Source organism: Fibrobacter sp. UWOV1, from assembly GCF_900142495.1.
Classification (GTDB): domain Bacteria; phylum Fibrobacterota; class Fibrobacteria; order Fibrobacterales; family Fibrobacteraceae; genus Fibrobacter.
Map to the genome: position 1 here is coordinate 606213 of NZ_FRBA01000001.1, position 26401 is coordinate 632613.

Here is a 26401-nt window from a genome sequence, read left to right on the forward strand (position 1 = left end):
GAAAATTCAAGAGTCCGCTTTTTCTATATTTGGGTCGCACAAAAAACAAAAAGAGGTCTTATGCCCGCACAAGGTGAACATAACAAGTGGATTGCCCTCGCCCTTTGCATTTTGCTCGGATACCTGGGACTGCACCGCTTTTACGAAGGTAAAATCTGGACCGGAATTCTTTGGCTGTGCACCGGAGGCCTCTGCGGCGTGGGCGTCGTTGTCGACGCGATTCTTATCGTGATGAAGCCGGAACACTACTAATTCGGAATTCAGAGTTCGGAATTCAGAGTTCGGAATTAAAAATTCTAGAACTAAGTATCGGGAATCAAATTACACATGAAACATTTATTCGTTATCGCGACGGGAAATCCTGGAAAGATTAGGGATTTTGCGCACATCCTTGGAACCGAGAACAAGGAATTCAAGACACTCAAGGACATCGGCTTTACAGACGATATCGTTGAAGATGGCGATTCATTCGAAGCAAACGCCATCATCAAGTCTAGTACAGTGGCCAAGTGGCTTTGCGAAAAGCATATCGAGGCAAGCGTGCTTGCCGACGACTCCGGCTTGGAAGTATTCGCTTTGAACGGCGAACCGGGCATTTACAGCGCCCGCTACTGCGGCTACCATGGCAACGACCAGGCAAACAACGACAAGCTCATGCAAAAGCTCGAGGGCGTCAAGGACCGCACCGCCCGCTACTTCTGCGCACTCTCTTACCAGAAAGTCGGCGAAGTCGACGGCAAGTGGACCGTGACCGAGCCCAAGATTTACGAAGGCGAATGCCGTGGACAAATCAACTTTGCCCCCGTTGGCGACATGGGATTCGGCTACGACCCGCTATTCGTTCCCGACGGATTCGACCGCACCTTCGCGCAGATGGAACTTGCAGAAAAGAAAGGCATCAGCCACCGCGGAAACGCCATCCGCGCCATGAAAGCGGATTTAGAAGCCAAGGGCTAGAAATAAAAAAAGCCGATGCTGACGACTTCAAAAACAAAAAAGTCCCCGAGCGGGGACTTTTTTCATGCGATAGAGCCGAGCGGTCTCACGTGAGCAAAAAAGCGACCCGGTGTTAACGGGTCGCGTTTGCGAGAGCGAGGCGATATCACATTCTTGTTTATGCAATAAAGCCGAGCGGTCTCATTAGAACCAGCGCCAGGTCAGGCCGAAGAGCACCATGCTCTTGTACTGCGTGTCTTCGTCGAGATCCCAGTCGTAGGCCATGTCGAAGCCAACCTGGAGTTCAACAAGCGGTGCAATCATCACAGAGAGCAAGTTTTCCCAAAGGCCGTCGATCTTTTCGACACCTTCGAAGTTGCAGAAGGCCCACAGACGGGTCTTGAAGCTCACGATGTCAGAGAAGGCATACTTGGCTTCGGTGATAGATTCGAGACCGGGTTCGTCACGGAACTTTTCAAACTTTTCGGTATCCTTGTCGTCGGCGTAGCCGTAACCATTAGAAATGGTCATGCGGTTAGCAAAGCCGAGACGCTGAGAGAAGTTGTCGTTCGGAACGTAAGCAAGACCGGCAAGCTGAGTTTCGTAGGCCGGATCCATGAAGCTGGAAATTGCCTTCTTGACTTCGTTGCCATCTTCGTCTTCGCTGTATTCGTAGCCAGCCATGAACTGAGTTTCGAAACGGTTACCAATGTAGGGCTTCAGAACTTCACTCAAATTGAAGTCAAGCATCGATTCCCAGAAGAGTCGGTCGTTGGACTTGCGCTTACCCACGCCCTTAGTCCATGTCTGACCGAGATCGATATCGATGAGGTTACGCCAGTTGGCGACCTTCCACTTCCCCTGCACGTCGGCATCGTAGGTCACGAGCCAAGTGTAGTTGGAGGTACCGTCCTTCTGCCAGTTGCTGAAGTTGTACCAGTTATAACGAACAGCTGCGACAACGTCGGCAGTCCAGTTTTCCGGGAGAGCCCCTTCGAACATGCCACCTTCAGCCATTGCAGGAGCGGCAAAAGCGCAAGCAAATGCGCAAGCCTTGATAAGTGATTTCATCTTCATATTGATTCCTTTTTTGTGGTCCGCGCTACGGCGGACCGAGTTTTATGCGAAACAATATAGGAATAAAAACAGGTTTTTGCGAGTACAACTGTATGTTTTGTCTATATTTGGGCTATGTTTCGCACTGTTTTTAGGTCCCTGTTTTTTTTAATCCTTTTTACTGCTGTACTTAGCCATGCCGGAGACTGGCGTTTTAGCGCTGGCGCAGGCCTACGCAACCAAACACCCGTCGTTCTGATTGGAGGCGTCGGCTACAACAACTTGATGGTCTACCTGCAGGGAATGGGTATGAACAAAGGCGAGAACCACTTTTGGTGTGGCTACCGCGGCAGCGTGCTCTGGACCTTCTTTAAAGAACTCCCCTTCCACTTTGACGCAGGCCTTGGCATTGGCTACGAATACTCCGAAGCCCCGAATAAAATGCACCAGGCGATCAACAAGGCAAACGAAGGTCGCTACACGTTCCCCTACAACTACAAAGAATCGGCAGAGCTTTCGCTTGAACTATGGACGCACCTTTATGGCGTGTACACACAAATTAGCGTGCCAATCAACCGCTACCGTGAACACGACGTAAAAAAGCTCCTGTGGGGCGCTGGATACATGTTTGAATTTTAGTAGGAAGTAGACAGTAGAAAGTAAAAAAATCCCCCGGTTTTAAACCGAGGGATTTTTTTCGAATGTCGTGGCTTAATTCCGTGAACGGAAAAGGCTCGTATTAACGAGCCTTTGCAGTGAGAGCGAGGCGATATCACATTGACTTGAATGCGATAAAGCCGAGCGGTCTTGTTATTTTTTCGGGAGCACGACCGGCTTGCCGAAGTCGACGTTGGTCTTGTTGCCGAGCAACAGGGCACGCGTCTTGAGCGGGAGGCCGAAGCAGCGGATGAAGCCCGTTGCGTCCTTCTGGTCGTACATGTCCACATCGGTGAATCCGCCGAGGCCCATGTCGTAGAGGCTGTAGGGGCTCTTGATGCCGGCCGGAATGATGTTGCCCTTGTAAAGCTTGAGGGTCACGTCACCGGTAACAACCTTGTTGACTTCGGCGAAGAAGGCGTCCATAGCCTGGCGGAGCGGAGTGAACCACTGGCCATTGTACACGAGGTTCGCATACGTCATAGACATCTTCTGGGCTTCGAACAAAGTTTCCTTGTCGAGCACGAGCTGTTCAAGGCATTCGTGAGCCTTGTACAGGAGCGTGCCACCCGGAGTTTCGTACACGCCGCGGCTCTTGAGGCCAACGAGGCGGTTTTCGACGATGTCCAGGAGACCGCAAGCATTCTTGCCGCCAATCTTGTTCAGGTATTCGAGGAGTTCGACAGCACCCATCTTCTTGCCGTCGATAGCCACCGGATTACCCTTATCGAAGGTAATCGTCACGTGGTCAGCCTTGTTCGGGGCCTTTTCATACGTGTTGGTGTGCTTGAGGAATTCGTACTTGTGTTCCTGTTCCGGGAATTCCAGGACGCCACCTTCGTGAGAGAGGTGCCACAGGTTACCGTCTTCGGAGTAAATCTTCTTCTTGCTGATGCCGTTCAGCGGAATCTTGTGAGCGGCAGCGTAGTCGATAGCGTCTTCGCGGCTATGGAACGTCCACTTCGGGTCCTTCCACGGGGCGATGATTTCGAGCTTCGGGTTGAGTGCAGCGTAGGTCAGTTCGAAACGGACCTGGTCGTTACCCTTACCGGTAGCACCGTGAGCAACAGCGTAGGCGCCTTCCTTTTCAGCAATCTTCACCTGGTACTTGGCGATGAGCGGACGGGCGAAAGAAGTACCCAGGAGGTAGGTTCCTTCGTACTTGGCACCGGCGCGAACGGTCGGCCAAACGTAGTCTTCGAGGAATTCCTTCTTGAGGTCGAGAACGTAGCACTTGGATGCGCCAGTCTTCAAAGCCTTGTCTTCGAGGGCCTTAGCGTCCGGGAAGTCGTTCTGACCGAGGTCGGCGGCGAAAGCGATCACTTCGCAGTCGTAGTTTTCCTTGAGCCAGGGGATGATGATGGAAGTATCGAGTCCACCGCTATAAGCGAGGACAACCTTCTTCTTGGATTCTTTCTTAGCCATTTTTAGCGTCCTTTAAGAAAATTTTAGACAAGTCAAATATAGAAATAGACAAGAGACGAAAGACGAGAGACGAGAGAATTTTTACTGTTTTTTATTCGCTGAATTCTTTACCGTTGATTTCGAATCACTCTTTGCGTGGGGCTTTGCGGAAGCCTTCTCGGGCTTTTTGTCCAGGTTTTTAGCCGGGGCCTTTTCCATAGATTTTTCCGATGCCTTCGCAGCACCCTTAGCATCACCCTTCGCGGCATTCTTTGCGGAAGTGTCCTTTGGAATCGGAGCCATCAGCTGGCGCAGAGAATCCACCAGCACGCTGTCCTTCTTGGGGAACATGTTCTGGTAAATCACGGCGCGGCGCTTGGCCATGAACTGGCTTTCGCGCATGTGCGGGTGGTGCTTGCCCGGGCTTGCGAGCATGGCGGCCAAGTTGATTGCCTGGTCTACGCTGAGCTTGGCGCAGCTCTTCTTGTAATAGGTGCGGCAGGCTTCCTGGCAGCCAAAGATATCCTTGCCCCACTGAGCGTAATTCAAGTACAGTTCCAGAATGCGGTCCTTGCCGAGTTCATGTTCCATCAACAGGGCGTAGGCGAGTTCCTTGAACTTGCGATTGAAAGAGCGTTCACCGCTCAAGAAGAGATTCTTCGCGAGCTGCTGCGTAATCGTAGAACCTCCGAACTTGGTTTTGCCCGCCATCTGGTTTGCATCCAAGGCTTCGGCAATGGCACGAATATCAAATCCCGGGTGGAAGTAGAAGCCTGCATCTTCGCTTGCAATGACCGCCTTACGCAGGTACGGACTGATGGAATCGAGTGGTACGTAGGTATGCTTGATTTCGATATTCGGGTTGGAATCGCGCAAAGCTTCCATGTACTTGCTCATTTCGGGCTGAGTATCTTTCAGTTGCGCCACACCGTCGTAAATATCATAGCCGTAAATAAAGGCGCGGTACAAGGCGTAAGAGGCCGCCACCGAGAAAATCGCCGAATAAATAATCAGAATCAACAAGGCCTGGCGGATTATGAAATTGATCGTGCGGTAAAGCCACTTGAGTATAAGCCCGGTTATCCGCGCAAACCTAGTTCCTACGAACCACTTAAAAAAGTCCTTGACCTTACCAAAATACAGTTTCACTTTATCCATTACTTCTTTCCTCCGAACCAATCATTGATGTCTTCACCTTCTTTCATGGCCGTGGGCAAGTTTTCCATTCCTTCGCCTAAAATTACATTATGAACGCCCGCTTGTGTGAACAAGTTGCCTATATATTCCATGCCAGAACGGCCCGCTTCGTCGTGGTCCAGACAAAGTACCACATTTTTGTTTCTAAAAAGATTCAACCACTCCACTTTGAAGCTGCGGACACCCGGAATTCCGACCGCGTTAATCTTTTGTCCTAAAAAAGTGAGCGTATCCACGACACCTTCGCACAGGTAGACCCAGCCCGGCTTTTGGTCCAGCGCCACCATATTGTAGGGGTACGGCACCGTGCCGCGCAGATTGAGTTCCTTGGGGACTACCGTATTGTCAATCGCACGCGACTGGAAATAGAACGCCCTGCGTTGCGGGTCAAGATACGGGAAAATCAGCGGGTGCTTGTAGTAGCGCAAGTGGCCTTTGTCGTTAAAGAGACCCACGTACTTTAGCACCTCTTCGCCAAAGTCCGCCTTGAGGCTGTTGTTCACCTCTTCGTAGTTGGTTATCGTACGCAAAAGCATCTTGTCCCACACGGGCTTGTAGATGCGGCGGCGAGCGAGCCACTTGCCGGCAGTCGTGTTGTCGACTGGGCTTAAACGCTTGAGGAACGAGAGGATGATTTTCTTGCGGTCGTCTTCGGAAACGAGAGGAGGCTCTTCGGGTTCAGGCGGTGCCATTTCGGGTATACGAACCATAGCCGGACCCGGCGCATGCGAACGCGCAGCGGCGCTAGCGGCACGTTCAGCAATCTTCGTCATTTCTTTACGGGCAGAAGTAGGCACCAGGAACGGGTATTGCTCCATAAGCCAGTTGAGCGCCTCGGTAAAACTGCAATCCTTTACAACCTGCACCAACGAAATCACGTCGCCGCGGACATCGTCGCAAACCCAGCAACGGAACGTTCCACGTTCTTCGGAAATGGATACCGAAGGCGTTCGGTCGCCATGCGAATGACGCTGCGGAAAGAAACAACGGCATTTGCCATGGGATACTTCTACTCCTAGGCTCTGCGCGACGGCGGTAATCGAAATCGCCGACTTGAATTGTTTCAGTTCTTCGTTGGTCATGTTCGGTGAATTATAGAAAATCAGAGAGAATTGGCTATATTATCACTATGCAAATTCTTGAAAACGAACCGATGTGCAAGCACACCTCTTTTAAGGTGGGTGGAGCCGCACGCTATTACGTGAAGGCGGAAACCATACAGGACCTCCAAAGCGCGCTCAAAATGGCATGCGAAAAGGGACTTTCCTCCTTTATTTTGGGTAATGGAACGAATCTGCTTGTCTCGGACAAGGGTTTTGACGGCGTTGTCATTACGCTTGCCGGGGAGTTTTCAGAAATTCAGGACTTGGGGAACGGAGCGTTCAAAGTCGGCGCAGCTACCCCACTCGGCAGGTTCGCCCGCAGCGCCATAAAACTTGGTTTTGCAGGCATCCATAAGCTCGCAGGAATTCCGGGAACCTTAGGTGGCGCGATTTACATGAACGCAGGAGCCTACGGTCAAGAAATCGGCCCCTGCTGCACACAAGTCACCGTACTTGACTGCGACGGAAGCATTCGCGAACTTTCTAACGCCGACTGCGCCTTCGGGTATAGACAAAGTATTTTTTCGCTACGTCATTGCGAGGCAAAAAGCCGAAGCAATCCATTTGAAACAATTTTATCGGCCACATTCCAGCTGCCCGCCGCAAGCGCAGAAGGCAAGACTGCCGACGACCTCGAAGCGGAACTCGCTGAATGCATGGCCAAGCGCAAGGCAAGCCAGCCGTTGAACATGCCGAACGCAGGCTCCACCTTCAAGCGCCTCGAGCACGGCAGCGGCGACATGCCGCAACAAATCGCGCCGGGCTATTACATTGAACAAGCTGGCCTCAAGGGTTACCGCATCGGCGGCGCCGAAGTCAGCACCGTGCACGCAAACTTCATCGTAAACGCAGGCGGCGCTACCGCCGCCGACATCAAGCAGTTAAGCGAATTTGTTCAGCAAAAAGTCGCCGAGAAATTCGGCATTCAACTGAAGAGAGAAATAATCCTGTTAGGAAAATTTTAGAACTAATGTGGAGTGCGATACAATGAGAGATGTGGAATGAACGACCTCATTACTCTCCTCACATTTCACATCCCTAACCACTAATCACTATCAACTTCCTACTGTCTACCGTCTACTGTCTACTTCGTACTGTCTACTTCCAACTCTTTTTCAGGCACGGGGTCGTAGCGATTCAAGATTCGCGTAACGATGGCGTAAACAACACCGCCCGTGAGGCCACCTGTCAAGTCGGCCACCAAATCGAGCACGCTACTGTCACGGCCTTCGACAAAGCTCTGGTGGTATTCGTCGGTGCAACCGTACAAAAGCGCAAGCACGCCCACCACCAGCACGCGCAGCCACTGGCGTTTGGACCATTCGCCCCGAGTCCAGAGCATGGCGTAACAACCGGCAAGAGTCGCATATTCGCAAAAGTGAGCCAGTTTGTCCCAAACATGCGGAAAATCTTCAAGCTGTTCATTCGTCAGCGAAGAAATCTTAAAAATGATTGCCATGCAGAGCACGCAAGGCACGGCTCTAAAGAAGGGGTACTTGTCAAATAGCGATTCAAACATCTTAGGTATGAGGTCGCGCCTTTGGCGCTTTGAGGTATGGGCCCAAAGATAGAAAAAGAGAGCATCTTCAAAAGTCTACATTATTTCTAAATTTGAATCCATGAAAGCGATTACCCTGAAAGCCGGACGCGAAAAGTCCGCATTGCGTTACCACCCCTGGATTTTTAGCGGAGCCGTTGACGAAGTTATCGGCGACCCGGAACTTGGCGACACCGTTGAAGTTTACAGCTACAAGAGCGATTTTCTGGGTCTTGCGGCGTACTCGCCCAAGTCCCAGATCCGTGGGCGATTCTGGACGTTCGGCGAAAAGGCTAACATTGACCGCGAATTCTTTAGTGACTTACTGGACCGCGCGATCGCCGCGCGCAAGAGCCGCGGCTTTGACATCGAAGACAAGGAATCCGCTTTCCGCCTGATTAACGCCGAGAACGACGGCATCCCGGGCTGCATCATCGATAAGTACGCCGACATCTACTCCGTAGAAATCTTGGCCGCCGGCGCCGAAATCCATCGCGAAACGATTTATGAACTGCTTGCCGAAAAGACGCATTGCCGTGGCATTTACGAACGCTGCGATTCCGATGTACGCAAGAAAGAAGGCCTGCAGCTGCGCACCGGTTGCGTTTACGGCGAAGTGCCCGACGAGCCCGTCATCATCAACGAGAACGGAATCCTCTTCCCCATCGACGTGAAAAACGGCCACAAGACCGGTTACTACCTCGACCAGCGCGACGCCCGCCGCCGCATCGGAGAACTTTCCAAGGGCAAGAAGGTGCTAAACTGCTTCTGCTATACCGGCGGATTCGGGCTCTACGCTCTCCGCGGCGGTTGCGAAAAAGTTTATCAGGTGGATGTTTCCAAGGACGCTCTCAAGCTCGCCAAGGAAGGCATCATGCGCAACAAGCTCAGCACCGCCCACGCCACGCACGTGGAAGCCGACGTATTCCAGTACCTGCGCAAGTGCCGCGACAAGGCCGAGACTTTCGACCTCATCGTGCTGGACCCGCCCAAGTTCGTCGAAAGCAAGGACAACCTGCAGAAGGGCGCCCGCGGCTACAAGGACATCAACCTGCTTGCCATGAAGCTCTTGGCCGAAGGCGGCATGCTCGCGACATTTAGCTGCTCGGGCCTCATGGAGATGGACTTGTTCCAGAAGATTATCGCGGATGCCGCCGCCGATGCCAAGCGGCGCGTTCAAATCATTGAACGCTTCGGCCAACCCGCCGACCATCCCGTGAATACGGCATTCCCCGAAGGTCAGTACCTCAAGGGATTACTCGTACAGGTTGTTTAACCATTCTCTTAAAATAGAAGATGCCCGACTTAGTCGGGCATGACAGCGGGCTCGCGAAAGTTGCTATCTTACTTCTTGAACCGCCGGATTTCCGTGCGGTTCTTATTTTGCACCACGACGTGGTACATTCCTGGAGCAAGCGACTCTACATTGAGAACCGCTGAATGTTCCGCATGTTTACGCATGACTTCGCGGCCCTGTAAATCCAGAATGCGAACAGTCGCGCCATTCTTAAACGCACTTGCCGGTTCGACAAACAACTGGCCGTCAGCGTAATGGACCGATGTCCCGTACACGCTGGCATAGTTGCCTAGGTACGGAATTGCGGTCTTGCCGGTATCCGTAACAGACGTATCTTTCTTCGTCGTATCCTTCGAAGGAACAACATCGCCCTTGCCAAGCAAACGCCACATTTGGTTCCATTCCCAGTCATCGGCCCAACTCTGCACCACGCGTTCGCCGTCCGTAGTTGCACGCAAGTACAAGCCGCTGTGCTGCATCTTCATACGCACCACGGAGCCTTCGTAGCCGGACTGTTTCTCCATGACAACCTTCTGATGTCCACCACCGTTCCACTTGTACAGGCCCATGGTAATACCCGCTTCGGTCGACTCGTTCGGTGTGTCAATGGACAAGTCGCCAAAGCCGAACCGGTACGTGGTCGAAGAAAGCGGAGTAATCGTGACGACGGCCGCATCGGAATTGCAATCGCCGAGAGCAAGTTTGTCTTCAGCGGTTCTAACCATGCAAGTTCCAAAGTTCATTGAGAAAATGCGAACCGTATCGGGCTTTGCAGGTTTGGCCTGCCACACGCGCACCCAGTCCGCTTCAAAATAAGCAGGCTTGTCAGCCGTGATGGCGATGTCGTCACCAGCCCAGCCGCCAATCGCCAAGTTCACGATAATGTACTGCGCCGAGAGTTGCTTGATTTCGATCGGGCGATTGTAGCTCGCAAATTTCTTATCGTCAAAGTAGAAGCTTAAAGTAGATTCATCCCATTCCACGGCATAGTTGTGGAAGCCCGCAGAACGATCCACGTCGTCATCCTTGTGGCCGCCGAAAGACGCTTCATGATCCCACGCCGAGCCGTGACTATTGTACCAGCTCGGATCCGTGTAATGCAAGTAGTAATGGTGTTGCTTGCGCGAAGCAGGAATTTCCAAAATATCAATTTCCGGAGGCCAGCCGTCTTGCAAAGTCCAGAAGGCAGGCCACGTTCCCTTTTGCGACGGGGCCTTAAAACGGCCTTCAATGTAACCGTACTTGACTTCGAAGTGACCCTTGGTATCAATAGCTCCACTCGTGTAGTCTACCGGAATTTCCTTGTTGTTAAACTTCGCCTTTTTCCCGTTGGCATTCGGGTGGACTTTCTTTTCGCCCTTCAGCTTGAGTGTGCCGTCAGAGACAATGACGTTCTCTTCGGCGCAGTAGGCGCGGTGGTTATGCGTCGGGCCCCAGTTGTACGTGGGGTTCCACTTTTTCTTGTCGAGGCTGGTGCCGTCGAAGTTATCTTCGAACACTTTTTCCCAGCCGCTAAAATTCGCCGGCGGGTCGGCGAACACAAAAGAGGCCGACAACGCCACAATGCTTGATATAACAAAAAGATTTTTCATATCCAATCCTCACCCAACACTTGCCTCTTAAATATACTTTTAAAAAGCCTTTTCACAAAGAAAAAAATCGGTAGCAAGTAAAAAACGCTTGCAATAAGGATTGCAAGCGTTCATTTTTGTGAATCCGTAAAAGGAGATCCCCACCCTGGTGGCCATGCGCACTAAAGAGCAAAGCTCTAAGTGCTGTCCGCCGGATCTAACGCCCGGGAAGACAATCAAACTATCTAGTTCTGCGCGGCAACTCAGAAGCATGCTTTTCGAGCCACACGGCATCTTCAAGCGCACGTTCTGCTTCGGCCGCCCAGTCAGAATCCGGAAACTGCTGCACGACTTCGCGGTAACGCACCACGGCGCTGTGGAAATCGCGGAGTTCACGATAAGCATTGCCCAACTGGAGCATGGTAAAGTAGCGTTCTTCGGGCTGCTGTTCAGTTTCGAGCAAGGCCTTGTACATCTTGACAGCCGATTCAATGCTACCGGCACTGTAGAGCAAGTTTGCGTTAGCAAGCGTCGGAGTGCCAGACGGAGCATCGGCAATGTCGGCCACCTTCGGTTCTGCAACCGGAGTTTCGTCCACTACCTTTGCCGGAGCGGGTTCGACCGGTTTCGATTCTGCCTTCACATCGGCCTTAGCCACCGATTCGGTTGCCGGAGCAGCGGCAGGCTGATTCTTCGCTTCTTTTTCGGCCTTGATTTCGGCGATGCGGGCTTCGGCAGCGGCGCGGTACTTGGCACTCGGAGCGGCCTTCTTCATGTAGGCAGCCAGGAACTTGAGTTCCTGATCCTGTTTCTTGTTGTTCTTTGCAATCAAGGCCAAGAAGTAGTTAGCATCGTTGCCTTCTTCCTTGTATTCAAGACCTTTCTTCAGGTTGAACTCGGCCTTGTCCATTTCGCCGAGTTGGTAACGGGTCAGGCCCGCATAAAAATATGCACCGGCGTGTCCAGGTTGCTTGCGCAAGACTTCGCGCCACATGGGTGCAGCTTCTTTATACTTGCCCTCGGCATAGAGAGCCTTGCCCTTTTCAAACGGATCGTTCGAGGCGGCATCAACCTTTGCGGGTTCAGTCTTTACAGGTTCTGCAACAGCAGGAGCGCTAGCCTTTACAGGTTCCGGCTTAGCCACTTCCACAGGCTTCGGTTCCGGCTTGGATTCGGCGACCTTGGCAGGTTCAGCAGCCTTCACAGGCTCCGGAGCGGGCTCAGCAACAGAAGCCGCTTCAATCGGTTCTTCTACCACAGGATTGTTTTTCGGATCCTTGGCGCGTTCGGCATCCGCCTTCGCCTTTTGACCGAGAGCCTCGTAAACCTTGGCAGCACCTTCGTAGGCGGCACTCATGGTCGGTTCAAACTTGTAGGCGAGGCGGAAGTTTGCAAGTGCCCCGCTGTAATCCTTCATTTTCATGCGAACTTGCGCGGCGGCATAGTAAGCGGCGGCATCTCTCGGGTTTTCGGCCAGAACAGCGCGGTATTCACCGAGCGCCATTTCAAAGTCGCCTTTCGCCTCAAAACGGGCGCCCTGTTCCATTCGCGGGTCCGCACTGAACGACAGCCCCACCAAACATGCCAATGCAATCGCAGAAATTCGGATATTCATGCCCCTAATTTAGCAAAATTATTTTTAGAATTCCCGCTAGGGCCTCAAGAAATACTACATTCAAGGCATGAGCAAACTGATCGCACGTATCTTTGTCGGAATCTTCATGGCCGCCATCCTGATGGCCATCAATGAATTTCTCGTTCCCGAAAGCCTCTACATGAACGACGCTTTCAACCATTTCATGAGTGTCTGCTACTTTGCCTGCATTATCGTCCCGTGCGTCATCTACTTTATCAAGACGCCCCCCGGAACCAACAACAAGGGCGAACGCATCGGCTAATAACACCGGCATAGCAAAAAGGACTGTTTCACAACAGTCCTTTTAAAATTTATTTCAACGTTCAATTCCTGATTTACTTCTTGCGGCAGGGCACGGCAGCCACTGCGCCGAGAGCTATCAGCAGCACGGCGGCGACCAAGCTTACCCAAACGGTCTTATGGAACGGAACGCTGCGGTATTCCATGCGGACTTCGGAGTTACCAGCCGGAATCTGCACGGCACGCAAGGTTCCAAAGGCCTTGTAGACCTTGGATTCCTTGCCGTTCACATAAGCCTTCCAGTACGGGTGATAGTTGCCAGCGACGACCATGAAGCCTTCGCGGTCCGCAGTCACATTGAATACCTGCGTATCCATCTTGGGGCTTGCGACTAGTTTTGCAGACCCCTGGATCGGACCCTTGGCAGCCACGCTGCCCTTGCCGTCGAATTCCGGAGTTTCGGACAAAATAACTTTTTCGCGGTAGAAAAACTTGCCCGGTTCATCACCGTATTCAGGGGCAGCTGGTTTTGCCGGAGCCACAGCTACAGCGGAATCAGCGGTAGCGCTATCGGCGGTCGCCACGGCGGAGTCTGCAACGGATTCTGCCACCGGTTCGGCGGTTTTCTGTTCACGAATGGCGGCCTGCGTCTGGAGAGTCTTGATGGCAGCGGAATCATCCATCACCACGGCTTCGCCGTAGAGGTAGGCCTCGCCCATCGCTGTCGGAATCGGCATGTAGGTCGTTCCCTGACGGCTATCGAAAATGATAGCACCCACGTTCATCAAGTCGAGGAACGGGTGCACTGCCGTCGGGTCATTGATATTCATCAGGTAGTTTGCATCCTGCTGACCGCCGCGGAAAGCGCGGTAGCTCGCCAGTTCGTTATCATGAATACCGTCAGCATTACGCATGTGGTACTGCGAGAAAATGTTTCCGCTCAAGGCCTTGTTGCGCGACAGCGAAAGCACGCGCGGCGTATTCAAGGAATCAGCCTTGTACGGAGCCTTGATAGCGGCAACCACCGGATTAGTCGGTTGCAAGTATTCGTTTGCCGGAACATTCTGAACGAACGCGCCATCGATAAAGAAAAGTTCGATACCTGCGGCAAGCGCAAGAACGCCCGCCTTGTGAGCCACCGGAGCCTTCCACTTTGCCACAAAGAGCGTTACCGCGACAATCACCAGCACCAGCACAAAACCAGGAACGGCCTTGCCGGCAGTCGCATTCATCACGATTTCGTTCAGCGGCTTAAAGTAAGGAGCCGTAATCGGGTCTTCCAAAAGTTTCTGGCCGCTCATGAGCATCACGCCGAGGTAGGCAAAGCCAATAAAGATGCAAGCCTGCAGTGCACGCGGAGTTCCCGGAAGGCCCTTCTGGAAAGCCTCGGTCAAGTTTGCGACCGTGAACTTTTTCTTCTGATCATCAAGGCTCATCACGCCAAGGCAAAGGGCGGCATAAAGAATCATCACCACCAAGCCGACAGGGCCAATAAAGGTCGTCCAGGCAAAACGGGCAATCAAGGCAAGCACCAGGAGCACACCATACATGGCAGAACCATGTAACAGGGCGCGCCGGTTATCTTCGGCTTCGGCGGCTTCTTCAGGAGTCTTGCCCTCGGCACTCAAAGCCTTCAAAACCGGGCCCGCCATCATCACCAGCAAGAGCGGCAACCAGAACAGCGCCATGCCCGGAGCGCGGAAATTCTTGACACCGGGAAGCACATTGTACCACAACTTGAACAGCGGAGAATGGTCGCCCATGCCGTAACTCAAGGCGACAACAGCACCCAAGCCCCAGAAAGCCGCATAGCGACGCTTGCCAGGGAGGAACAGGCAAAGGAATCCGAGGAAGGTAAGGAGCGCGCCCGCATTGTTATGGTCCAACTTGAACGCATTGTGGCCCCAATAGAACGGCGAACCGCCCTGCAGTTTGCGGTATTCGTCCATCGAGAAACTCACGAAAGAGGAACCTTCGAGGTCACCCGTCTTTTCGTTCTGTTCGTAAACGTCCACACCCACAAAGCCCGGCAACAGAATCTGCGCCATTTCTTCCTGGTGCAAGGACCAACTCACGGCGTGGCCGTAATTGGTGTGGCTATCGTCGCCGCGCACCGACTGCGTGGTCGTGTACATGTAAGGCGGCACAATCTGGAAGCAAGAAAGCGCAAGGCCAAAACCGAGGCCCACCGCAGCAAGACCCAGGCGCTTGCCGCGAGTCTTCAGGGCATCGCAATGGAAGGCAACTTCGTAAAGCGTATAGAGGCCAGCGCCCCACAGGAACAAGTACGTAAGTTGCAGGTGCGAACCCAAAATCATCCAGGCGACCGAGAGCGCAAGCACAATCATATAGGGAATGCTACCCGAACGCACAATCTTGCGAATAGCAAGCAAGGCAAGAGGCGCAATCGCAAAGACCATCATCTTGCCGTCGTGGCCGCCGTACAGGTAGGTAAAGAATTCCGGCGAGAAGGCGTAAAGCATGCCGAGGAGGCCCGCCCACCAGCGGTTCCCCGTCAGGTCCCAGGCGAGAGCCATGGCACTCATAAAGGCCACCCACAAGGTCAAGATAAACTTGAAGCCCACGGCGCGGGCCGGGTCCATCAGGAACTGCACCCACACCAGCGGATGGTAGGCGTCGGCGAACAAGGCGTCGATCGTCGGCACGCCTCCCAGGCGGGAATCGTCCCATTCCGTGAGCACGGCACTTTCGGCACGCAGAATGCGGCTACCGATACCGTTCAGCTGGTCGCTGTTGAGCATGAGCTGGTTGCTGTCGAACGCAAAGTCGCGGAACACGATCAGCAAAATTCCAAGGAAAATGGCGGAAACCGCCACGAAAAATGCGGGCTTCTTGTTTAGGAAATTCATGCGGATAATGTAGATAATTCGGAGTTCGGAATTCGGAGTTCAGAATTATTAGGAACTATTATATACAAGCTACAAGAGCCGCTAAAAAACAGTAAACACTAAAGGGCGGCCGGGAATCCGGCCGTCTTAATCAAAAAAATGTTTCAAAACTACTCTTCCGACTTGTTTTCGAGTTTGTCGTCGGCAGAAGAATACTTAATAAGGCAATACACACCAAATGCCGAAATAACGCAAGCGGCGGCAATGGCGACATACTTGATAATCTTTCCCATAATATTCTCCTATAAAATGCTCTTTACCAAAAGATATACAATTTTTTATCTAGAGGCAATAGAAAATTTATTTCTTTTTCAGAATCATGCAGATAACGGGCAGCTTCTTGTCGACTTCGTTTTCACTCGGGATGATTTCGCTGGAGACGACATCGCAGTTGAATTCCTTGACAAAGAATTCGAGCTGACTGCGGTCAAAGCCAAGCCAAATGTGACCGTGCGTGGTGCGGAAAGATTCTTCTTTGTGCTGCGCCAAGTCAAGCAGGGCAAGCGTTCCACCGCGCTTGAGGATACGGACAGCCTCCTTGAGGGCGAGGCGCGGGTCTGTTGCATGATGAAGCACCTGGCTCATGAGAACGAGGTCGGCAAAGTTATCCGGAAGGCCTGTCTTGACCATATCGGCCACCTTGGGCGACACGTTCTGGATGTTCTTCTGCTTTAAAATCTTCTGGAGTCCGCTAATCACTTTCGGGTCACAGTCAAGGGCAGTCACATGCTTGCAGCGGTTGCAAAGCATGAGCGTGAGGTCGCCGCCTTCGCCACAGCCCACATCGACTGCATTTTCGAAGGGATTCATGAGCTGGCTGAACAAGCTGATTTGCGCCTTGAGGCTACCGCCTGCCTGATCCAACTTGTGGATTTGGCCCTTGGTCTTGTCGGTGCGGTCTTCGAGCACCTGTTCTGCTCGGCACTTGAGGATATCCTTGTCCGGCAGTTCTTCGTAGGCATCGCGAATCATCGAAAGCATGCGGGTGCTCAGGTACAGTTCTTCGCTCAGGCGGTAATAGGCCTTGATGCCGTCGCGGCGGTCCTTGAGCAAATTGCAGGCAGAAAGCTTTGCCAGGTGGCGGCTCGCGTTACTCTGGTGAATGTCAAGAATATCCTTGATTTCGTTGACGGTGAATTCCGCCTGGTCCAGAAGCAACAGGATTTTGAGGCGCATTTCGTCGGAAATGGCTCCGAAAAGGTCCATGCTGGGTACAATCGGTTCGCGAGTATTTAAAGAATCTGCCACAAAAGCTCCATTCGTTTACGATAAAGCAATATAATTTTTTTAGCTTAGGGGCTGTATGAAATTTTTCAAAAGGTCATCGATTGTAGGTATACTGTTCCTGATGGTTTTTGCGCAAGCTTCTGAAGTGGAACTCCCTACATACGAGCTGAACTTTGAAACAGATCTCCCGGTCACATTGGCCGCGGGCGGCATGTTCGGGATCGGCATGTTCCTTTATTCCCGCATGGATACCCCCGAAACGCTAAAAGACAAAGACGACCTTTTGCCCTGGGACAAGCCCCTGGCCGGTCGCTACAGCGGAACTGCCGACAAGGCAAGCGACATCGGGTCCGTTTTTGCCATTGCCCCGCTGGTGGTCGGCGGCATCGCCTGGCACGACGGAAGTTCCACCGGGAAAGAATTCGCCACCTTTACCGTGATGTTTGTGCAGGCCATTGGCATAGGAAACGGAATCAACGTGGCCATGCGCTCGCTTGAAATCTGGCCACGCCCCTACATGTATGCCGAATCGGGCGAAGGGCGTGAAAAGGCCGAAAGCGCCAAATCGGAAGCCTACGGGTCGTTCTTTTCGGGGCATGCGACCGCCGCTTTTACAGTCGCCACCTTTACCGACCAATGGTTCAGGACTGCCTACCCGAACTCCCCCTACAAAGGAATCATGAGGGCTAGCGCCTATTCACTCGCCACCCTCGAAAGCGTGCTCCGCATCGCCGCCGGTAAACATTACTTTACGGATGTATTGGTCGGAGCGCTTGTCGGCACCGGCGTAAGCTTCGGAATTCTGGAAATGCACAAAAAACGGGACGAAAAGTACTCATTTTGGGTAGGGCCAAATGTTGCCGGCATCACACTCCGATTTTGAAATAAATTTGTAAGAATCTTTTCCAAAAACTCCTGTATATATTCAAAAGTGTAGGCGCAACAAATTGCCTCAGGAGTATGGAAATGTTTGGAATCAAGTTCAATCGTCTGGTCGCTGCAACTGCAGTTTTCGCCCTTTGCTGCGGCGCAAGCTTTGCTGCCGGTCCCAAGAAGATGGGCATGCACAAGATGACGAAGGTGTCTGTCAAGAAGACGAACCTGGTCCACAAAGACAAGGCCGCCAAGCTTGAACAGCCCGAGCAGAATTTGAGCGAAGAAGAACTTTTTGCGCTTGCCCTTGAAAGCAAGAACATTTCCAAGGACGGCAACACGCTCACCGACACCCGCGACGGCAAGACCTACAAAGTTGAAATTCGTGGCGACAAGGCATGGATGAAGAGCAATCTCTCTTACAGCCTTTCTACCCCCAAGCAGTGCCTGCTCGAAGACGAAGGCAACTGCAAGAAATTCGGACGTTTCTACAGCCATAAGGAAGCCTCCAAGGCATGCCCCAACGGCTGGCACCTCCCCAACGACGGCGAATGGCGCGACTACCAGAAAGATCAGTCCAAGCTTGACTGGAACAACCTGGGCAAGGGCGGCTGCAAGGACTGGGACGGCTACTGCGAAGGCGATAACACCGGTCACTACTGGTCTGCCTCCAAGGTGAAAAAGAATACCGCCCGTTCCTGGGAATTCCGCAGCATGGCCCACAGCATCAACCGCACCGACGAAAGCCTCTCTAAAGGTCTCTACGTGCGCTGCGTGGCCGACCTCCGATAAGAATTTACCCGTATAAAAATCAAGGCTCCCGCAAGGGAGCCTTTTTTAATGCGATGTGTCGCACCAAGTGCGCCAATCAACTGTTTCGCTTTTTACTTCATGCCGCCAATCATCAAATTCACGATTCCGCGTGCGAATTCCTTCGGCTGGATTGACTTGGTGGTCGGAATTCCCTTTTCTTTCTTGAGGTCGAGAATCAGGTAGTCAAGGCAGTATTCTTCGTCATTGCCGCTGTAAGTGACATCAAAGAAGAAATCGTTGAAATCAAACGTTTCCTTGCTCTTGCTGTCCTTGTAGTCGGCATAGGCGGCTTCGCAATCCTGTTGCTCAAAAGCGTAACGCAGGTGGAAGTCCACATTGCAGGAGCGCTTGTCGTAAGAAATAACGATCCTGCCTTTAGACTCCTTGAAGTCCTGGACACGAATCTTTACGAGACCGTCGTACAGGGAAAGTTCATCGCAGTCGATAGCGCGAATGTCGGCCAGCATCTGCTTGTCATCCACCGGGCCTTCTTTTGTCTGGAAGCGTCCGTAGAATTCCTTGAGCTTGGCGTCGATATTTTCGATCGCGTTGACTTCTTTGTTGAATACGGAATAGTAATCCTTCATAAAGCAGTTGCCGTCGTAACGAATCACATGGTTCATCACGTTCTTGTTGGTCAAGCGGTAACCGCCCTGAATCTTTTTGGAGGTATTATCTTCGTCGCCCCAGAAAGCCCTCGGGAAAGAGCCATCGCTAAGGTTGTACTTTCCTACAACATCTTTACCCTTCAAGATGGTCACAATGCCCTTGTTTTCGTAGGCTTTGTATTTAAGGGTATCCCACATGTCCGCTTCGGCAGGTCCGACCAAGTTGCCGAGCGTGCCTTCTTTACAGACCGGTTCTATTCGCTTGAAGGTGGAATCCTTCTTGTTATAGTCGTACTTTGCCTTGTCGAGAACCATCTCGAAGGACTTTTCCATGCTGAATGTTCCGGAAGAGGAATCGTCGCCGCAAGCAACCAGGGCAATCGCCGGCACCAGCGCCAATACAACATTCTTAATCATATTTTCTCCGTTTTTTAAAATCAGATTTCACCCTTGAAGAATGAATCAAAATCGATATCGCTCACCATGTCGACCACGAATTCGGGCTTAATGGTCAGCTTGTCCAAATCTTGCTGTTTGGTTTCGCCACAGAGCGGGAGCACGAATCGGCAGCCGCTACGCTTGGCAAGTTCAAAGTCGGTATACAGTCGGTCGCCTACGAACAGGATTTCTTCGGGCTTGTACTTCTTTAAAAGTCCCGAGAGCATGGCGGGGTTCGGCTTGCCGAAGCTGCGTTCCGGTTCTACGCCGTAAGCGGTCTTGAGGAGTGCCATGAAGCTTCCGATATCGGGCACGGGGCCGTTTGCATCGGGGCAGACAAAGTCGGTATGTGTGACCCAGAACGGAATCTTGCGTTGCACGCGGAACGAGAGTTCGCAAAGTTCGCGGTAGTCGAAACTGTTATGGTAAGCGATGAGCACGAGTTCGGTGTCGGCGACATCGGGGTGCAGGTTCAGCGTGGGGTCTTGCGCGGCAAACCATTCCGTGACTTCGGGGTTTGCAAAGAAGAATACGTTCTTGATGCCTTCTTCGTGAATGGCGTCGAGCGAAAGGTACAAAGCCGAGATGATTGCATCATCGGTGAGCGGGAGGCCCATGACCTTGAGGCGGTTTTCGTAGAAGACCGGCGACTTGCTGGTATTGTTACTCAAGTAGTAGACCGGCACTTGCTTTGCCACGCGACAGACAGTCTTTACCGCTTTGGGGTAAGGGCGGCCACTCAGGTACAAGGTACCATCGAGATCGAATACGACTGCTTTTACGGGAGCATGCTTCGGCATGTGAATGAATATAGTAATTAGTAGACAGTCGGAAGTAGACAGTAGGCAGTGGTTAGTGGTTAGGAATTGATGTTTTAATCAGTCTTTTTTATCTTTTATAATATGAAGACACCTGACAGCCGCTTTTATTGCCCGCTGATTACAGCCGGCACCATTACCCTTGACGAAAACGAAAGCAGCCACGCCGTGCGCGTGTGCAGGGCGTGCGTGGGCGATGTCTTGCAGCTGTCCGATGGCGTGGGGCACTTCGCTGACGCAGTCATCGAGGTGGCCGACGCCAAGGCTTGCGTTGTCCGGGTGGATACGGTGATTGAATCGGAGAGAGCGCGGCCCAAGGTGTCGCTTGGAATCGCATGCCTCAAGGACGACGCCTTGGAAGAGGTTGTTTTTCATGCAGCGCAGACCGAAATAGACAAGATTATCTTTTTGCGCACGGACTTTTCGCAAGAACCCAAGAATTCCGACCTTAAGAAGACCGTGCGCCGCGCGGAACTCAAGAGCCTCGTGAGCCTCAAGCAATCCAAAAAGGCCTGGATGACTGCAATCGAAGGCCCCGTCGAATTCGACAAGTGGCTCGCAAGCTACCAGGGCGACTTGATTCTCTGCGACATCGACGGAGAACGCCAACTGAACTTGAGTGGCGACGGCCCGGGCGCAAATGAGAATGATGCGCCCATCACCTTACTCGTCGGCCCCGAAGGCGGATTCTCGCCGCGCGAAATAGAAGCCATAAAGACCTTCCAGAACGGGAAGGTCCACTTGCTGAACTTGGGCAATACGCGCTTGCGTGCGCGCACCGCTGCAATTATTGCACTCGGAAAAATTCTTTAGTAGATTGCTTCGTCCCTGCGGTCCTCGCAATGACGTGGGTTTTCACTTACCGGATTGTAACCGCTTTCGTTTGACCCGCGACCCGGATCAAGTAGCGGCCCGGCTGCATCACGCGCAATGCGACAACAGAACCGCTTGCGAAACCACGCTGCAACAGGCGGCCCTGCATATCCATGAGTGCGTAGCCCTCGCCCGCTTGCATGCCCGAGATTTCGACCATGCGGCCAGCGCTACGAACATTCACAGGCGACGCCGCGCGGGAAACGACAAACGAAGTCTTTCCGGTGCTATCCGGGACGGTCTTGCTATAGACCGGATAAAGGTCCGTTCCCACATTCTGTCCCCATACATCGCCATTGATGCCGTCTGCGTTGTAGTAATGAAGCTGTACGGCCACAGTCCCATCCGAGAAACTTTCGGCACCTAGCGTTTTATCAGAGAACGCATTGACGTATTCTACAGAAGAACCGTCATCGACTTGACCGATTAACGGTAAAACTTCTCGTGACATTTTCTTGGCACCGAAATCGAGTCCATACGAATTGATAACATGGCCCTTGGAGTTATATCCGACACCGGAAATCAACACACCACCGTTTCCATTTTGAAGACTGGCAACGCTGTAGGAATTGACAATTTTAAAATTCGCATACGCATTACCGATTAAGCCTCCGCTAAAAGTACCGTCAACTCGCCCTGTCGCATAGGACTGTTCGATAACGAGATTTCCTCCGTTCAGTTTTCCAACAAGTCCACCCGAAGTCAGCGAACCCACGTACGATGAAGAATGGCAATTTTTTATGGACAAAGTTCCCTTATGGTTAGCATCGACAAGCGCGACAAAGGCTCCCGCAACGTTGTCACTCATTAAATACGAATCTTCGATGCCAAGGTTTTCAATTTTTACTTCGCGAAGGCTATCGGTTCCCTTAACCGAGCCGAATAGTCCCATATGTAATTCCGCCGCAGCGGTGCCAGGAAAATCATTTTCAAAAAACAGACCCGATATCGTATGTCCTGCTCCATCAAATGATCCATTGAAATCTTTTATCGGATACCAACGAATTCGACCGAACCTATCTCCATTCAACGTATCGTTCTTGAGAATATCCTTGTTGACAACGATATCCTTCGTCAACTTACCACACACAGGAACTTTTTTATACGAATACATGTTCGCGATAACAGCGAATCCATAAAGTTCTTCTGTCGAGCCGATTTGGTAGCAATCATCAACAAGTGCAGGAGTCTTGACAACCAGGGAATCAAAATCATACATATCTATATGATACTCTACCAACATTTTTCCACTTAATTCTAGACCGGACGCTCCAATATGTTGTCCCCATACAGAACCATCTACACCATCCTTATTGTAGCCACGCAGCAACATTGCTATCACGCCATTTTTGAGATTATCTTCATCTGCCAAAGCCGCAAAAGAATTTGCCTCATGCTCATGATCTCCATAATAAAAGCAATTATCGACATAGGTTTCGGCCTCATTGTACTTACCTAAAATGCGAATAGGCGTTGACTCAAAGGTACCCGAAACTGCATACAAATTAATTGCGTTGACTATATTTAATTTTCCTACCGAAGAACCAACAAAACCACCAACAACGTTACCGCGGACAGAGCCAGAATTGTAAGAATTCACAATAGAGAGACTACCGCTGTTAAAGCCCACCAAGCCTCCTGAAGCAGAATTAACCGTATCACGTGACGATGTAGAAACATAGGCATGATTGGACGATTCGCTTATTTTAACATCACTCGCACAACCAATCAAGCCACCGGTAATTTTTTGAGAATTTATAGTCCCAAAGTTGGAAGATCGGCTATTCAGGATTTCAGCGGATTCGGCTTTTCCGGCGATTCCACCAACGCAACCCTCACCTCCCCAAAAATACGTTTGGACCAACCGCAGGTTCTTCACGACTGCCTTTTTTTCAGGAGCATTGCTATCGCTTAGATTTCCGCGAAGTTCTGCAAACAGCCCTATATCCGAAGAATCCTGCGTCTCGTTCATCAAGCCCGAAATAGTATGATTTTGTCCGTCAAACACACCGCTAAAAAGCTTGATCGGTGTCCACAAAACCGAATTCCCTTTTACGCTGAGTATACCACCTTTACCGACAAATTCATTAACGGCAATATCATTCATGAGTTTGCCGCATTCGTCGTGAGTTTCAGACGCATTCACAATGTCTGCAAAGCCGAACAGTTCTTCGGCTGTCGAAATGGCGTAACAACCGTCGGTATCAAGCGTGGGAACCGACGACGTAACAGTCTTGGCCGCGAACGCCATAGACGTCAAAGCGAGAAATAGGATTTTTTTCATAGAATCCTCTTCTCAATAATCACCAAACGATGTAATGGTTCGCTCGGGGGTCTCCCCTCGCAATAAAAAACTACAGCGTCACCTTGACTTTTTCGCGCATGGCCATAACCTGCGCCTTGGCTTCTTCCACCGTGTCGCGGCGGGCAAGCAGCACGCCCAGGCGGCGGTGGCCCTTGAGTTCGGGCTTGCCGAACAGGCGGAGTGCCGTGTCAGGTTCTGCAAGGACTTCTTCCAAGCCACCGAACTTCACATGATCGGAATTGCCGTCCACGACGATTGCCTTCGAGGCACTCGGGCCGTGGAACGCGATGTTCGGGATAGGCAGGCCCAAGATAGCGCGAGCATGCAGCGCAAATTCAGAAAGATCCTGGCTGATAAGCGTCACCATGCCCGTATCGTGCGGACGCGGAGAGACTTCGCTGAACAGGACTTCGTCCTTGCAAACGAAAAGTTCCACGCCGAAGATGCCACGACCGCCAAGGGCGTCGGTCACCTTTTTCGCAATGACCTTGGCCTGTTCCAGGAGTTCCGGCTTCATCGGCTGCGGCTGCCAAGATTCCTGGTAGTCGCCGCCCACCTGGTGGTGACCAATCGGTTCCAGGAAACTCGTGCCCGCCACATGGCGAACCGTGAGCAATGTAATTTCGTAATCGAACGGCACGAAGCCTTCCACGATCACGCGGCTGGCGTGGCCCGTGCGGCCTTCGTGCTGCGAAATGTCCCAAGACTTCTGGATGTCGGCTTCGGTCTTGATGACACTCTGGCCGTGGCCCGAGGAACTCATGACCGGCTTGATGACGCACGGAATGCCGATTTCCTTGACGGCCGCCTTGAAGTCTTCAAAATTGTCGGCGAAGCGGTACGGGCTCGTCTTGATGCCGAGTTCTTCGGCGGCAAGGCGGCGGATGCCTTCGCGGTTCATGGTAAGCTTGGTGGCCTTGGCCGTCGGAATGACGTTGTAGCCTTCTTTTTCAAGTTCCACGAGCGTGTCGGTCGCAATGGCTTCGACTTCGGGGACAATGTAGTCCGGCTTTTCCAGTTCAATCACACGGCGGAGTTCGGCACCGTCGAGCATGTTAATCACGTGGCTGCGGTGAGCCACCTGCATGCCGGGAGCATTGGCATAACGGTCCACGGCAATCACTTCGACGCCGAGACGCATCATCTCGATGATAACTTCCTTGCCGAGTTCGCCAGCTCCGCAAAACAGCACCTTGGTGGCACTAGAACTTAGAGGTGTACCGATTTCTGCCATATTAAACTCCTTGGTTTACAAGGAAAATATAGATATAGTAGACAGTTGGAAGTAGGAAGTTAACAGGGAAAAAGGGATTGTTTTCAATCAGAACTTCGTATCGACCGGATTAAAGGTCATCTTGATGCCGGAACGGATCCAGCCATCCTTGCCGTCTTCGTGCTTGTCGTGAGCTAAATTCTCGTAACTGCGGAACCCGCCGCCGAGGTAGAAGCCAAACCAGCTGTTATACTGCATGGAATAAAGCGCATCGACCAATGCCTGCGATTCCTTTACGCCAGACGGGGCCTTTTCTTCTTGAATGGCGACATCGTAGTCAGTGTAAAGTTCCTTGTCGCCTTGCTGCAGCCAGGCAAGCGTCATCTTGAGGGAATGTCTCCCCCATTTCCAGCCGAGGTCAAGCCACATATCCAAAGCGTCGGAGCCACGGCGGTAACCAATCGGGTAATCGACAAAGTACATATCGGCGTAATCGGGGTCGTCCTGTTCGCGGTAATTACTGCGGTAAAGGCGGCGGCTCGAATATTCCAGCAAAGGCAAGCGGCCGTTGTTATGCAACGGGTCAGTGCGAACCACATCGAAGCGCCAAGAGAACGTACCATAACGGCGCGTCGGAATTTCCTGGTAGTAGCCCGCCATGAAGCTGATCATGCTGCGGTTCGTGCCCTTGTCGTCATCTTCGCCCACGGGGCTGTTGATGTCTTCCATGTTGATTTGTCCATAGAACCTGGAAGTTCGAATCGGGGTGAAGCCGAGTTCAAAAGTCGTGACCGCCTTGGTGTAGCCGCCCGCAAAATTGTTGTGCAGGAACATGAACGGATTCATGGAGCGGAATTCCAAATCCTTGCCGCCCACCATGCTTTCTTCAATAATGTAAGTCCAAAAGTGCGACGTTTCGACACCGATGCGGTGGTACACGAGATTTTTCACGTTGTCGTCGTAAATGCGGTCGCGCTGGTTACTCGCCTGCTTGCCGTGTGCGGGGCACTTTTGTTCAGCCGCTTCGGAGCCCTTCGGGTAAACGCAACCTGTTTCGTCCGCAGCGCCCGGGACATCGTCAAAAAGCCAAGCATTCAGCGAACTCACCAAGAAATCATAGCGGAAAATACCGGCCTTGAACTTCCAGTGCAATCCATCATGGTAAGGGGTTCCTCCCAAAGCGAGATCATTCGGGGAAACTTTGAGATCGGGGTCAAAGCGACCCAACTGCACGTAACCCACCGGGTTGTTCCACAAGGCATAAGCGTTAATGGGCACGCCAATGTCCAGTTCGCTCGGCTTGTAGGTAAAATTCGTTTTGAGCTTACTATCGTACCAGGCTTCGATATCTTTGCGCAGCGGCGCTTCCATCAAGAAATGGAAATCGCCATAGCCCGCACGAAAACTAAGCGTAAAGAACGGATCGATATGTTCTTCGTAGCTGCGGGCGTTTTCTAGAGGTACGCGAAGTCCGCGCCAGTTGTTGCCGTAATATTCAGCCGTATCGACCGCGAACGTCGGATCCGTCGGGCCACCGTTAAAACCGAAGTTGAAATCCGTACCAATCTGGAAATAGCCCTTGTACGTAGCAGAATCTGAAGACTCTGCAAAAGCCAAAGCCGTTCCAAGAGCACATAAACCAAAAAATAAGGACTTCAATTTCATAGAAAGAAATTTAAGTAAAAAAGGA

At 52.0% G+C, this 26401-nt stretch carries 24 protein-coding genes; 9 read left to right on the forward strand and 15 right to left on the reverse strand.

The genetic code is table 11. The features are described 5' to 3' along the window. Nucleotides 1-60 precede the first annotated feature (60 nt). The gene (locus BUC02_RS02575; protein ID WP_073053469.1) at nt 61-252 is read left to right on the forward strand and encodes a TM2 domain-containing protein; all 192 of its coding nucleotides are present in this window, start codon (nt 61-63) and stop codon (nt 250-252) included. Nucleotides 253-327: 75 nt separating this feature from the next. Then, the gene (rdgB, locus tag BUC02_RS02580) at nt 328-957 is read left to right on the forward strand and encodes an RdgB/HAM1 family non-canonical purine NTP pyrophosphatase (RefSeq protein ID WP_073318229.1); all 630 of its coding nucleotides are present in this window, start codon (nt 328-330) and stop codon (nt 955-957) included. 183 nt (nt 958-1140) lie between these two features. On the opposite strand, the gene BUC02_RS02585 is transcribed toward rdgB, so the two are convergent. Next, on the reverse strand, nt 1141-2013 hold the full coding sequence (locus BUC02_RS02585; protein WP_073318233.1) for a DUF3078 domain-containing protein: 873 nt from the start codon (nt 2011-2013) through the stop codon (nt 1141-1143). A 114-nt stretch (nt 2014-2127) separates the two neighbouring features. On the opposite strand from BUC02_RS02585, the gene BUC02_RS02590 reads away from it, so the two are divergent. Beyond that, entirely contained in the window at nt 2128-2631 is a 504-nt protein-coding gene (locus BUC02_RS02590; protein WP_073318236.1) for a hypothetical protein, read from the forward strand. Nucleotides 2632-2802: 171 nt separating this feature from the next. Here the strand turns inward: BUC02_RS02590 and BUC02_RS02595 are convergent, their stop codons facing one another. The 3 genes from BUC02_RS02595 to BUC02_RS02605 form a co-directional block, all read right to left on the reverse strand. Beyond that, complete coding sequence (locus tag BUC02_RS02595) at nt 2803-4074, reverse strand: argininosuccinate synthase (RefSeq protein WP_073318239.1); 1272 nt, start codon at nt 4072-4074, stop codon at nt 2803-2805. Between the two features lie 81 nt (nt 4075-4155). Beyond that, nucleotides 4156-5211 (reverse strand): monofunctional biosynthetic peptidoglycan transglycosylase, encoded by a 1056-nt coding sequence (gene mtgA / locus BUC02_RS02600; protein WP_073318242.1) that lies wholly within the window; start codon nt 5209-5211, stop codon nt 4156-4158. Further along, nucleotides 5211-6332: a CHC2 zinc finger domain-containing protein gene (locus BUC02_RS02605; RefSeq protein ID WP_073318245.1), complete on the reverse strand. Its 1122-nt coding sequence runs from the start codon at nt 6330-6332 to the stop codon at nt 5211-5213. Before BUC02_RS02605 ends, mtgA begins: the two co-directional genes overlap by 1 nt. Nucleotides 6333-6379: 47 nt before the next feature. On the opposite strand from BUC02_RS02605, the gene murB reads away from it, so the two are divergent. Further along, entirely contained in the window at nt 6380-7318 is a 939-nt protein-coding gene (murB, locus tag BUC02_RS02610) for a UDP-N-acetylmuramate dehydrogenase (protein ID WP_073318250.1), read from the forward strand. 119 nt (nt 7319-7437) lie between these two features. Here the strand turns inward: murB and BUC02_RS02615 are convergent, their stop codons facing one another. Further along, on the reverse strand, nt 7438-7872 hold the full coding sequence (locus BUC02_RS02615; protein WP_073318253.1) for a VanZ family protein: 435 nt from the start codon (nt 7870-7872) through the stop codon (nt 7438-7440). 100 nt (nt 7873-7972) lie between these two features. On the opposite strand from BUC02_RS02615, the gene BUC02_RS02620 reads away from it, so the two are divergent. Beyond that, entirely contained in the window at nt 7973-9166 is a 1194-nt protein-coding gene (locus BUC02_RS02620; protein ID WP_073318257.1) for a class I SAM-dependent rRNA methyltransferase, read from the forward strand. A 68-nt stretch (nt 9167-9234) separates the two neighbouring features. Here the strand turns inward: BUC02_RS02620 and BUC02_RS02630 are convergent, their stop codons facing one another. Both BUC02_RS02630 and BUC02_RS02635 read right to left on the reverse strand, forming a co-directional pair. Further along, nucleotides 9235-10779: a family 16 glycosylhydrolase gene (locus BUC02_RS02630; protein ID WP_139260986.1), complete on the reverse strand. Its 1545-nt coding sequence runs from the start codon at nt 10777-10779 to the stop codon at nt 9235-9237. Nucleotides 10780-10999: 220 nt separating this feature from the next. Continuing rightward, entirely contained in the window at nt 11000-12373 is a 1374-nt protein-coding gene (locus BUC02_RS02635) for a tetratricopeptide repeat protein (protein WP_073318260.1), read from the reverse strand. A 67-nt stretch (nt 12374-12440) separates the two neighbouring features. On the opposite strand from BUC02_RS02635, the gene BUC02_RS02640 reads away from it, so the two are divergent. Further along, nucleotides 12441-12656, forward strand: coding sequence for a hypothetical protein (locus BUC02_RS02640; RefSeq protein ID WP_073053440.1), 216 nt, complete (start codon nt 12441-12443; stop codon nt 12654-12656). 73 nt (nt 12657-12729) lie between these two features. Here BUC02_RS02640 and BUC02_RS02645 read toward each other — a convergent pair whose 3' ends face one another. The 3 genes from BUC02_RS02645 to BUC02_RS02650 form a co-directional block, all read right to left on the reverse strand. Beyond that, nucleotides 12730-15504 (reverse strand): glycosyltransferase family protein, encoded by a 2775-nt coding sequence (locus BUC02_RS02645; protein WP_254794064.1) that lies wholly within the window; start codon nt 15502-15504, stop codon nt 12730-12732. 149 nt (nt 15505-15653) lie between these two features. Beyond that, nucleotides 15654-15776, reverse strand: a complete 123-nt coding sequence (locus BUC02_RS16615) for a hypothetical protein (RefSeq protein ID WP_255396653.1) — start codon at nt 15774-15776, stop codon at nt 15654-15656. A 67-nt stretch (nt 15777-15843) separates the two neighbouring features. Continuing rightward, nucleotides 15844-16791, reverse strand: a complete 948-nt coding sequence (locus tag BUC02_RS02650) for an ArsR/SmtB family transcription factor (protein WP_249268788.1) — start codon at nt 16789-16791, stop codon at nt 15844-15846. Nucleotides 16792-16846: 55 nt separating this feature from the next. Here BUC02_RS02650 and BUC02_RS02655 point away from each other — a divergent pair, with 55 nt between their 5' ends. Together BUC02_RS02655 and BUC02_RS02660 are read left to right on the forward strand one after the other, a co-directional pair. Continuing rightward, entirely contained in the window at nt 16847-17653 is an 807-nt protein-coding gene (locus BUC02_RS02655; protein ID WP_083564352.1) for a phosphatase PAP2 family protein, read from the forward strand. A 77-nt stretch (nt 17654-17730) separates the two neighbouring features. Further along, nucleotides 17731-18435 (forward strand): FISUMP domain-containing protein, encoded by a 705-nt coding sequence (locus tag BUC02_RS02660; protein WP_073318268.1) that lies wholly within the window; start codon nt 17731-17733, stop codon nt 18433-18435. A gap of 92 nt (nt 18436-18527) precedes the next feature. On the opposite strand, the gene BUC02_RS02665 is transcribed toward BUC02_RS02660, so the two are convergent. After that, the gene (locus BUC02_RS02665; protein WP_073318272.1) at nt 18528-19481 is read right to left on the reverse strand and encodes a hypothetical protein; all 954 of its coding nucleotides are present in this window, start codon (nt 19479-19481) and stop codon (nt 18528-18530) included. Between the two features lie 20 nt (nt 19482-19501). Then, complete coding sequence (locus BUC02_RS02670; RefSeq protein WP_073318275.1) at nt 19502-20302, reverse strand: HAD-IIA family hydrolase; 801 nt, start codon at nt 20300-20302, stop codon at nt 19502-19504. A 102-nt stretch (nt 20303-20404) separates the two neighbouring features. On the opposite strand from BUC02_RS02670, the gene BUC02_RS02675 reads away from it, so the two are divergent. Then, entirely contained in the window at nt 20405-21133 is a 729-nt protein-coding gene (locus tag BUC02_RS02675; RefSeq protein WP_073318279.1) for an RsmE family RNA methyltransferase, read from the forward strand. A 46-nt stretch (nt 21134-21179) separates the two neighbouring features. On the opposite strand, the gene BUC02_RS02680 is transcribed toward BUC02_RS02675, so the two are convergent. From BUC02_RS02680 to BUC02_RS02690, 3 genes are all read right to left on the reverse strand, one after another. Continuing rightward, on the reverse strand, nt 21180-23477 hold the full coding sequence (locus BUC02_RS02680) for a hypothetical protein (protein WP_073318282.1): 2298 nt from the start codon (nt 23475-23477) through the stop codon (nt 21180-21182). A gap of 70 nt (nt 23478-23547) precedes the next feature. Further along, on the reverse strand, nt 23548-24732 hold the full coding sequence (gene purT, locus BUC02_RS02685) for a formate-dependent phosphoribosylglycinamide formyltransferase (RefSeq protein WP_072800186.1): 1185 nt from the start codon (nt 24730-24732) through the stop codon (nt 23548-23550). Nucleotides 24733-24819: 87 nt separating this feature from the next. Next, complete coding sequence (locus BUC02_RS02690) at nt 24820-26328, reverse strand: hypothetical protein (protein WP_139260987.1); 1509 nt, start codon at nt 26326-26328, stop codon at nt 24820-24822. Between the last annotated feature and the right edge of the window lie 73 nt (nt 26329-26401).

What these genes read in the sequence shown, in the direction of transcription:
- BUC02_RS02575 (WP_073053469.1), top strand. Translation starts at nt 61, where the DNA reads ATGCCCGCACAAGGTGAACATAACAAGTGGATTGCCCTCGCCCTTTGC.
- rdgB (WP_073318229.1), top strand. Translation starts at nt 328, where the DNA reads ATGAAACATTTATTCGTTATCGCGACGGGAAATCCTGGAAAGATTAGG.
- BUC02_RS02585 (WP_073318233.1), bottom strand. Translation starts at nt 2,013, where the DNA reads ATGAAGATGAAATCACTTATCAAGGCTTGCGCATTTGCTTGCGCTTTT.
- BUC02_RS02590 (WP_073318236.1), top strand. Translation starts at nt 2,128, where the DNA reads ATGTTTCGCACTGTTTTTAGGTCCCTGTTTTTTTTAATCCTTTTTACT.
- BUC02_RS02595 (WP_073318239.1), bottom strand. Translation starts at nt 4,074, where the DNA reads ATGGCTAAGAAAGAATCCAAGAAGAAGGTTGTCCTCGCTTATAGCGGT.
- mtgA (WP_073318242.1), bottom strand. Translation starts at nt 5,211, where the DNA reads ATGGATAAAGTGAAACTGTATTTTGGTAAGGTCAAGGACTTTTTTAAG.
- BUC02_RS02605 (WP_073318245.1), bottom strand. Translation starts at nt 6,332, where the DNA reads ATGACCAACGAAGAACTGAAACAATTCAAGTCGGCGATTTCGATTACC.
- murB (WP_073318250.1), top strand. Translation starts at nt 6,380, where the DNA reads ATGCAAATTCTTGAAAACGAACCGATGTGCAAGCACACCTCTTTTAAG.
- BUC02_RS02615 (WP_073318253.1), bottom strand. Translation starts at nt 7,872, where the DNA reads ATGTTTGAATCGCTATTTGACAAGTACCCCTTCTTTAGAGCCGTGCCT.
- BUC02_RS02620 (WP_073318257.1), top strand. Translation starts at nt 7,973, where the DNA reads ATGAAAGCGATTACCCTGAAAGCCGGACGCGAAAAGTCCGCATTGCGT.
- BUC02_RS02630 (WP_139260986.1), bottom strand. Translation starts at nt 10,779, where the DNA reads ATGAAAAATCTTTTTGTTATATCAAGCATTGTGGCGTTGTCGGCCTCT.
- BUC02_RS02635 (WP_073318260.1), bottom strand. Translation starts at nt 12,373, where the DNA reads ATGAATATCCGAATTTCTGCGATTGCATTGGCATGTTTGGTGGGGCTG.
- BUC02_RS02640 (WP_073053440.1), top strand. Translation starts at nt 12,441, where the DNA reads ATGAGCAAACTGATCGCACGTATCTTTGTCGGAATCTTCATGGCCGCC.
- BUC02_RS02645 (WP_254794064.1), bottom strand. Translation starts at nt 15,504, where the DNA reads ATGAATTTCCTAAACAAGAAGCCCGCATTTTTCGTGGCGGTTTCCGCC.
- BUC02_RS16615 (WP_255396653.1), bottom strand. Translation starts at nt 15,776, where the DNA reads ATGGGAAAGATTATCAAGTATGTCGCCATTGCCGCCGCTTGCGTTATT.
- BUC02_RS02655 (WP_083564352.1), top strand. Translation starts at nt 16,847, where the DNA reads ATGAAATTTTTCAAAAGGTCATCGATTGTAGGTATACTGTTCCTGATG.
- BUC02_RS02660 (WP_073318268.1), top strand. Translation starts at nt 17,731, where the DNA reads ATGGAAATGTTTGGAATCAAGTTCAATCGTCTGGTCGCTGCAACTGCA.
- BUC02_RS02665 (WP_073318272.1), bottom strand. Translation starts at nt 19,481, where the DNA reads ATGATTAAGAATGTTGTATTGGCGCTGGTGCCGGCGATTGCCCTGGTT.
- BUC02_RS02670 (WP_073318275.1), bottom strand. Translation starts at nt 20,302, where the DNA reads ATGCCGAAGCATGCTCCCGTAAAAGCAGTCGTATTCGATCTCGATGGT.
- BUC02_RS02675 (WP_073318279.1), top strand. Translation starts at nt 20,405, where the DNA reads ATGAAGACACCTGACAGCCGCTTTTATTGCCCGCTGATTACAGCCGGC.
- BUC02_RS02680 (WP_073318282.1), bottom strand. Translation starts at nt 23,477, where the DNA reads ATGAAAAAAATCCTATTTCTCGCTTTGACGTCTATGGCGTTCGCGGCC.
- purT (WP_072800186.1), bottom strand. Translation starts at nt 24,732, where the DNA reads ATGGCAGAAATCGGTACACCTCTAAGTTCTAGTGCCACCAAGGTGCTG.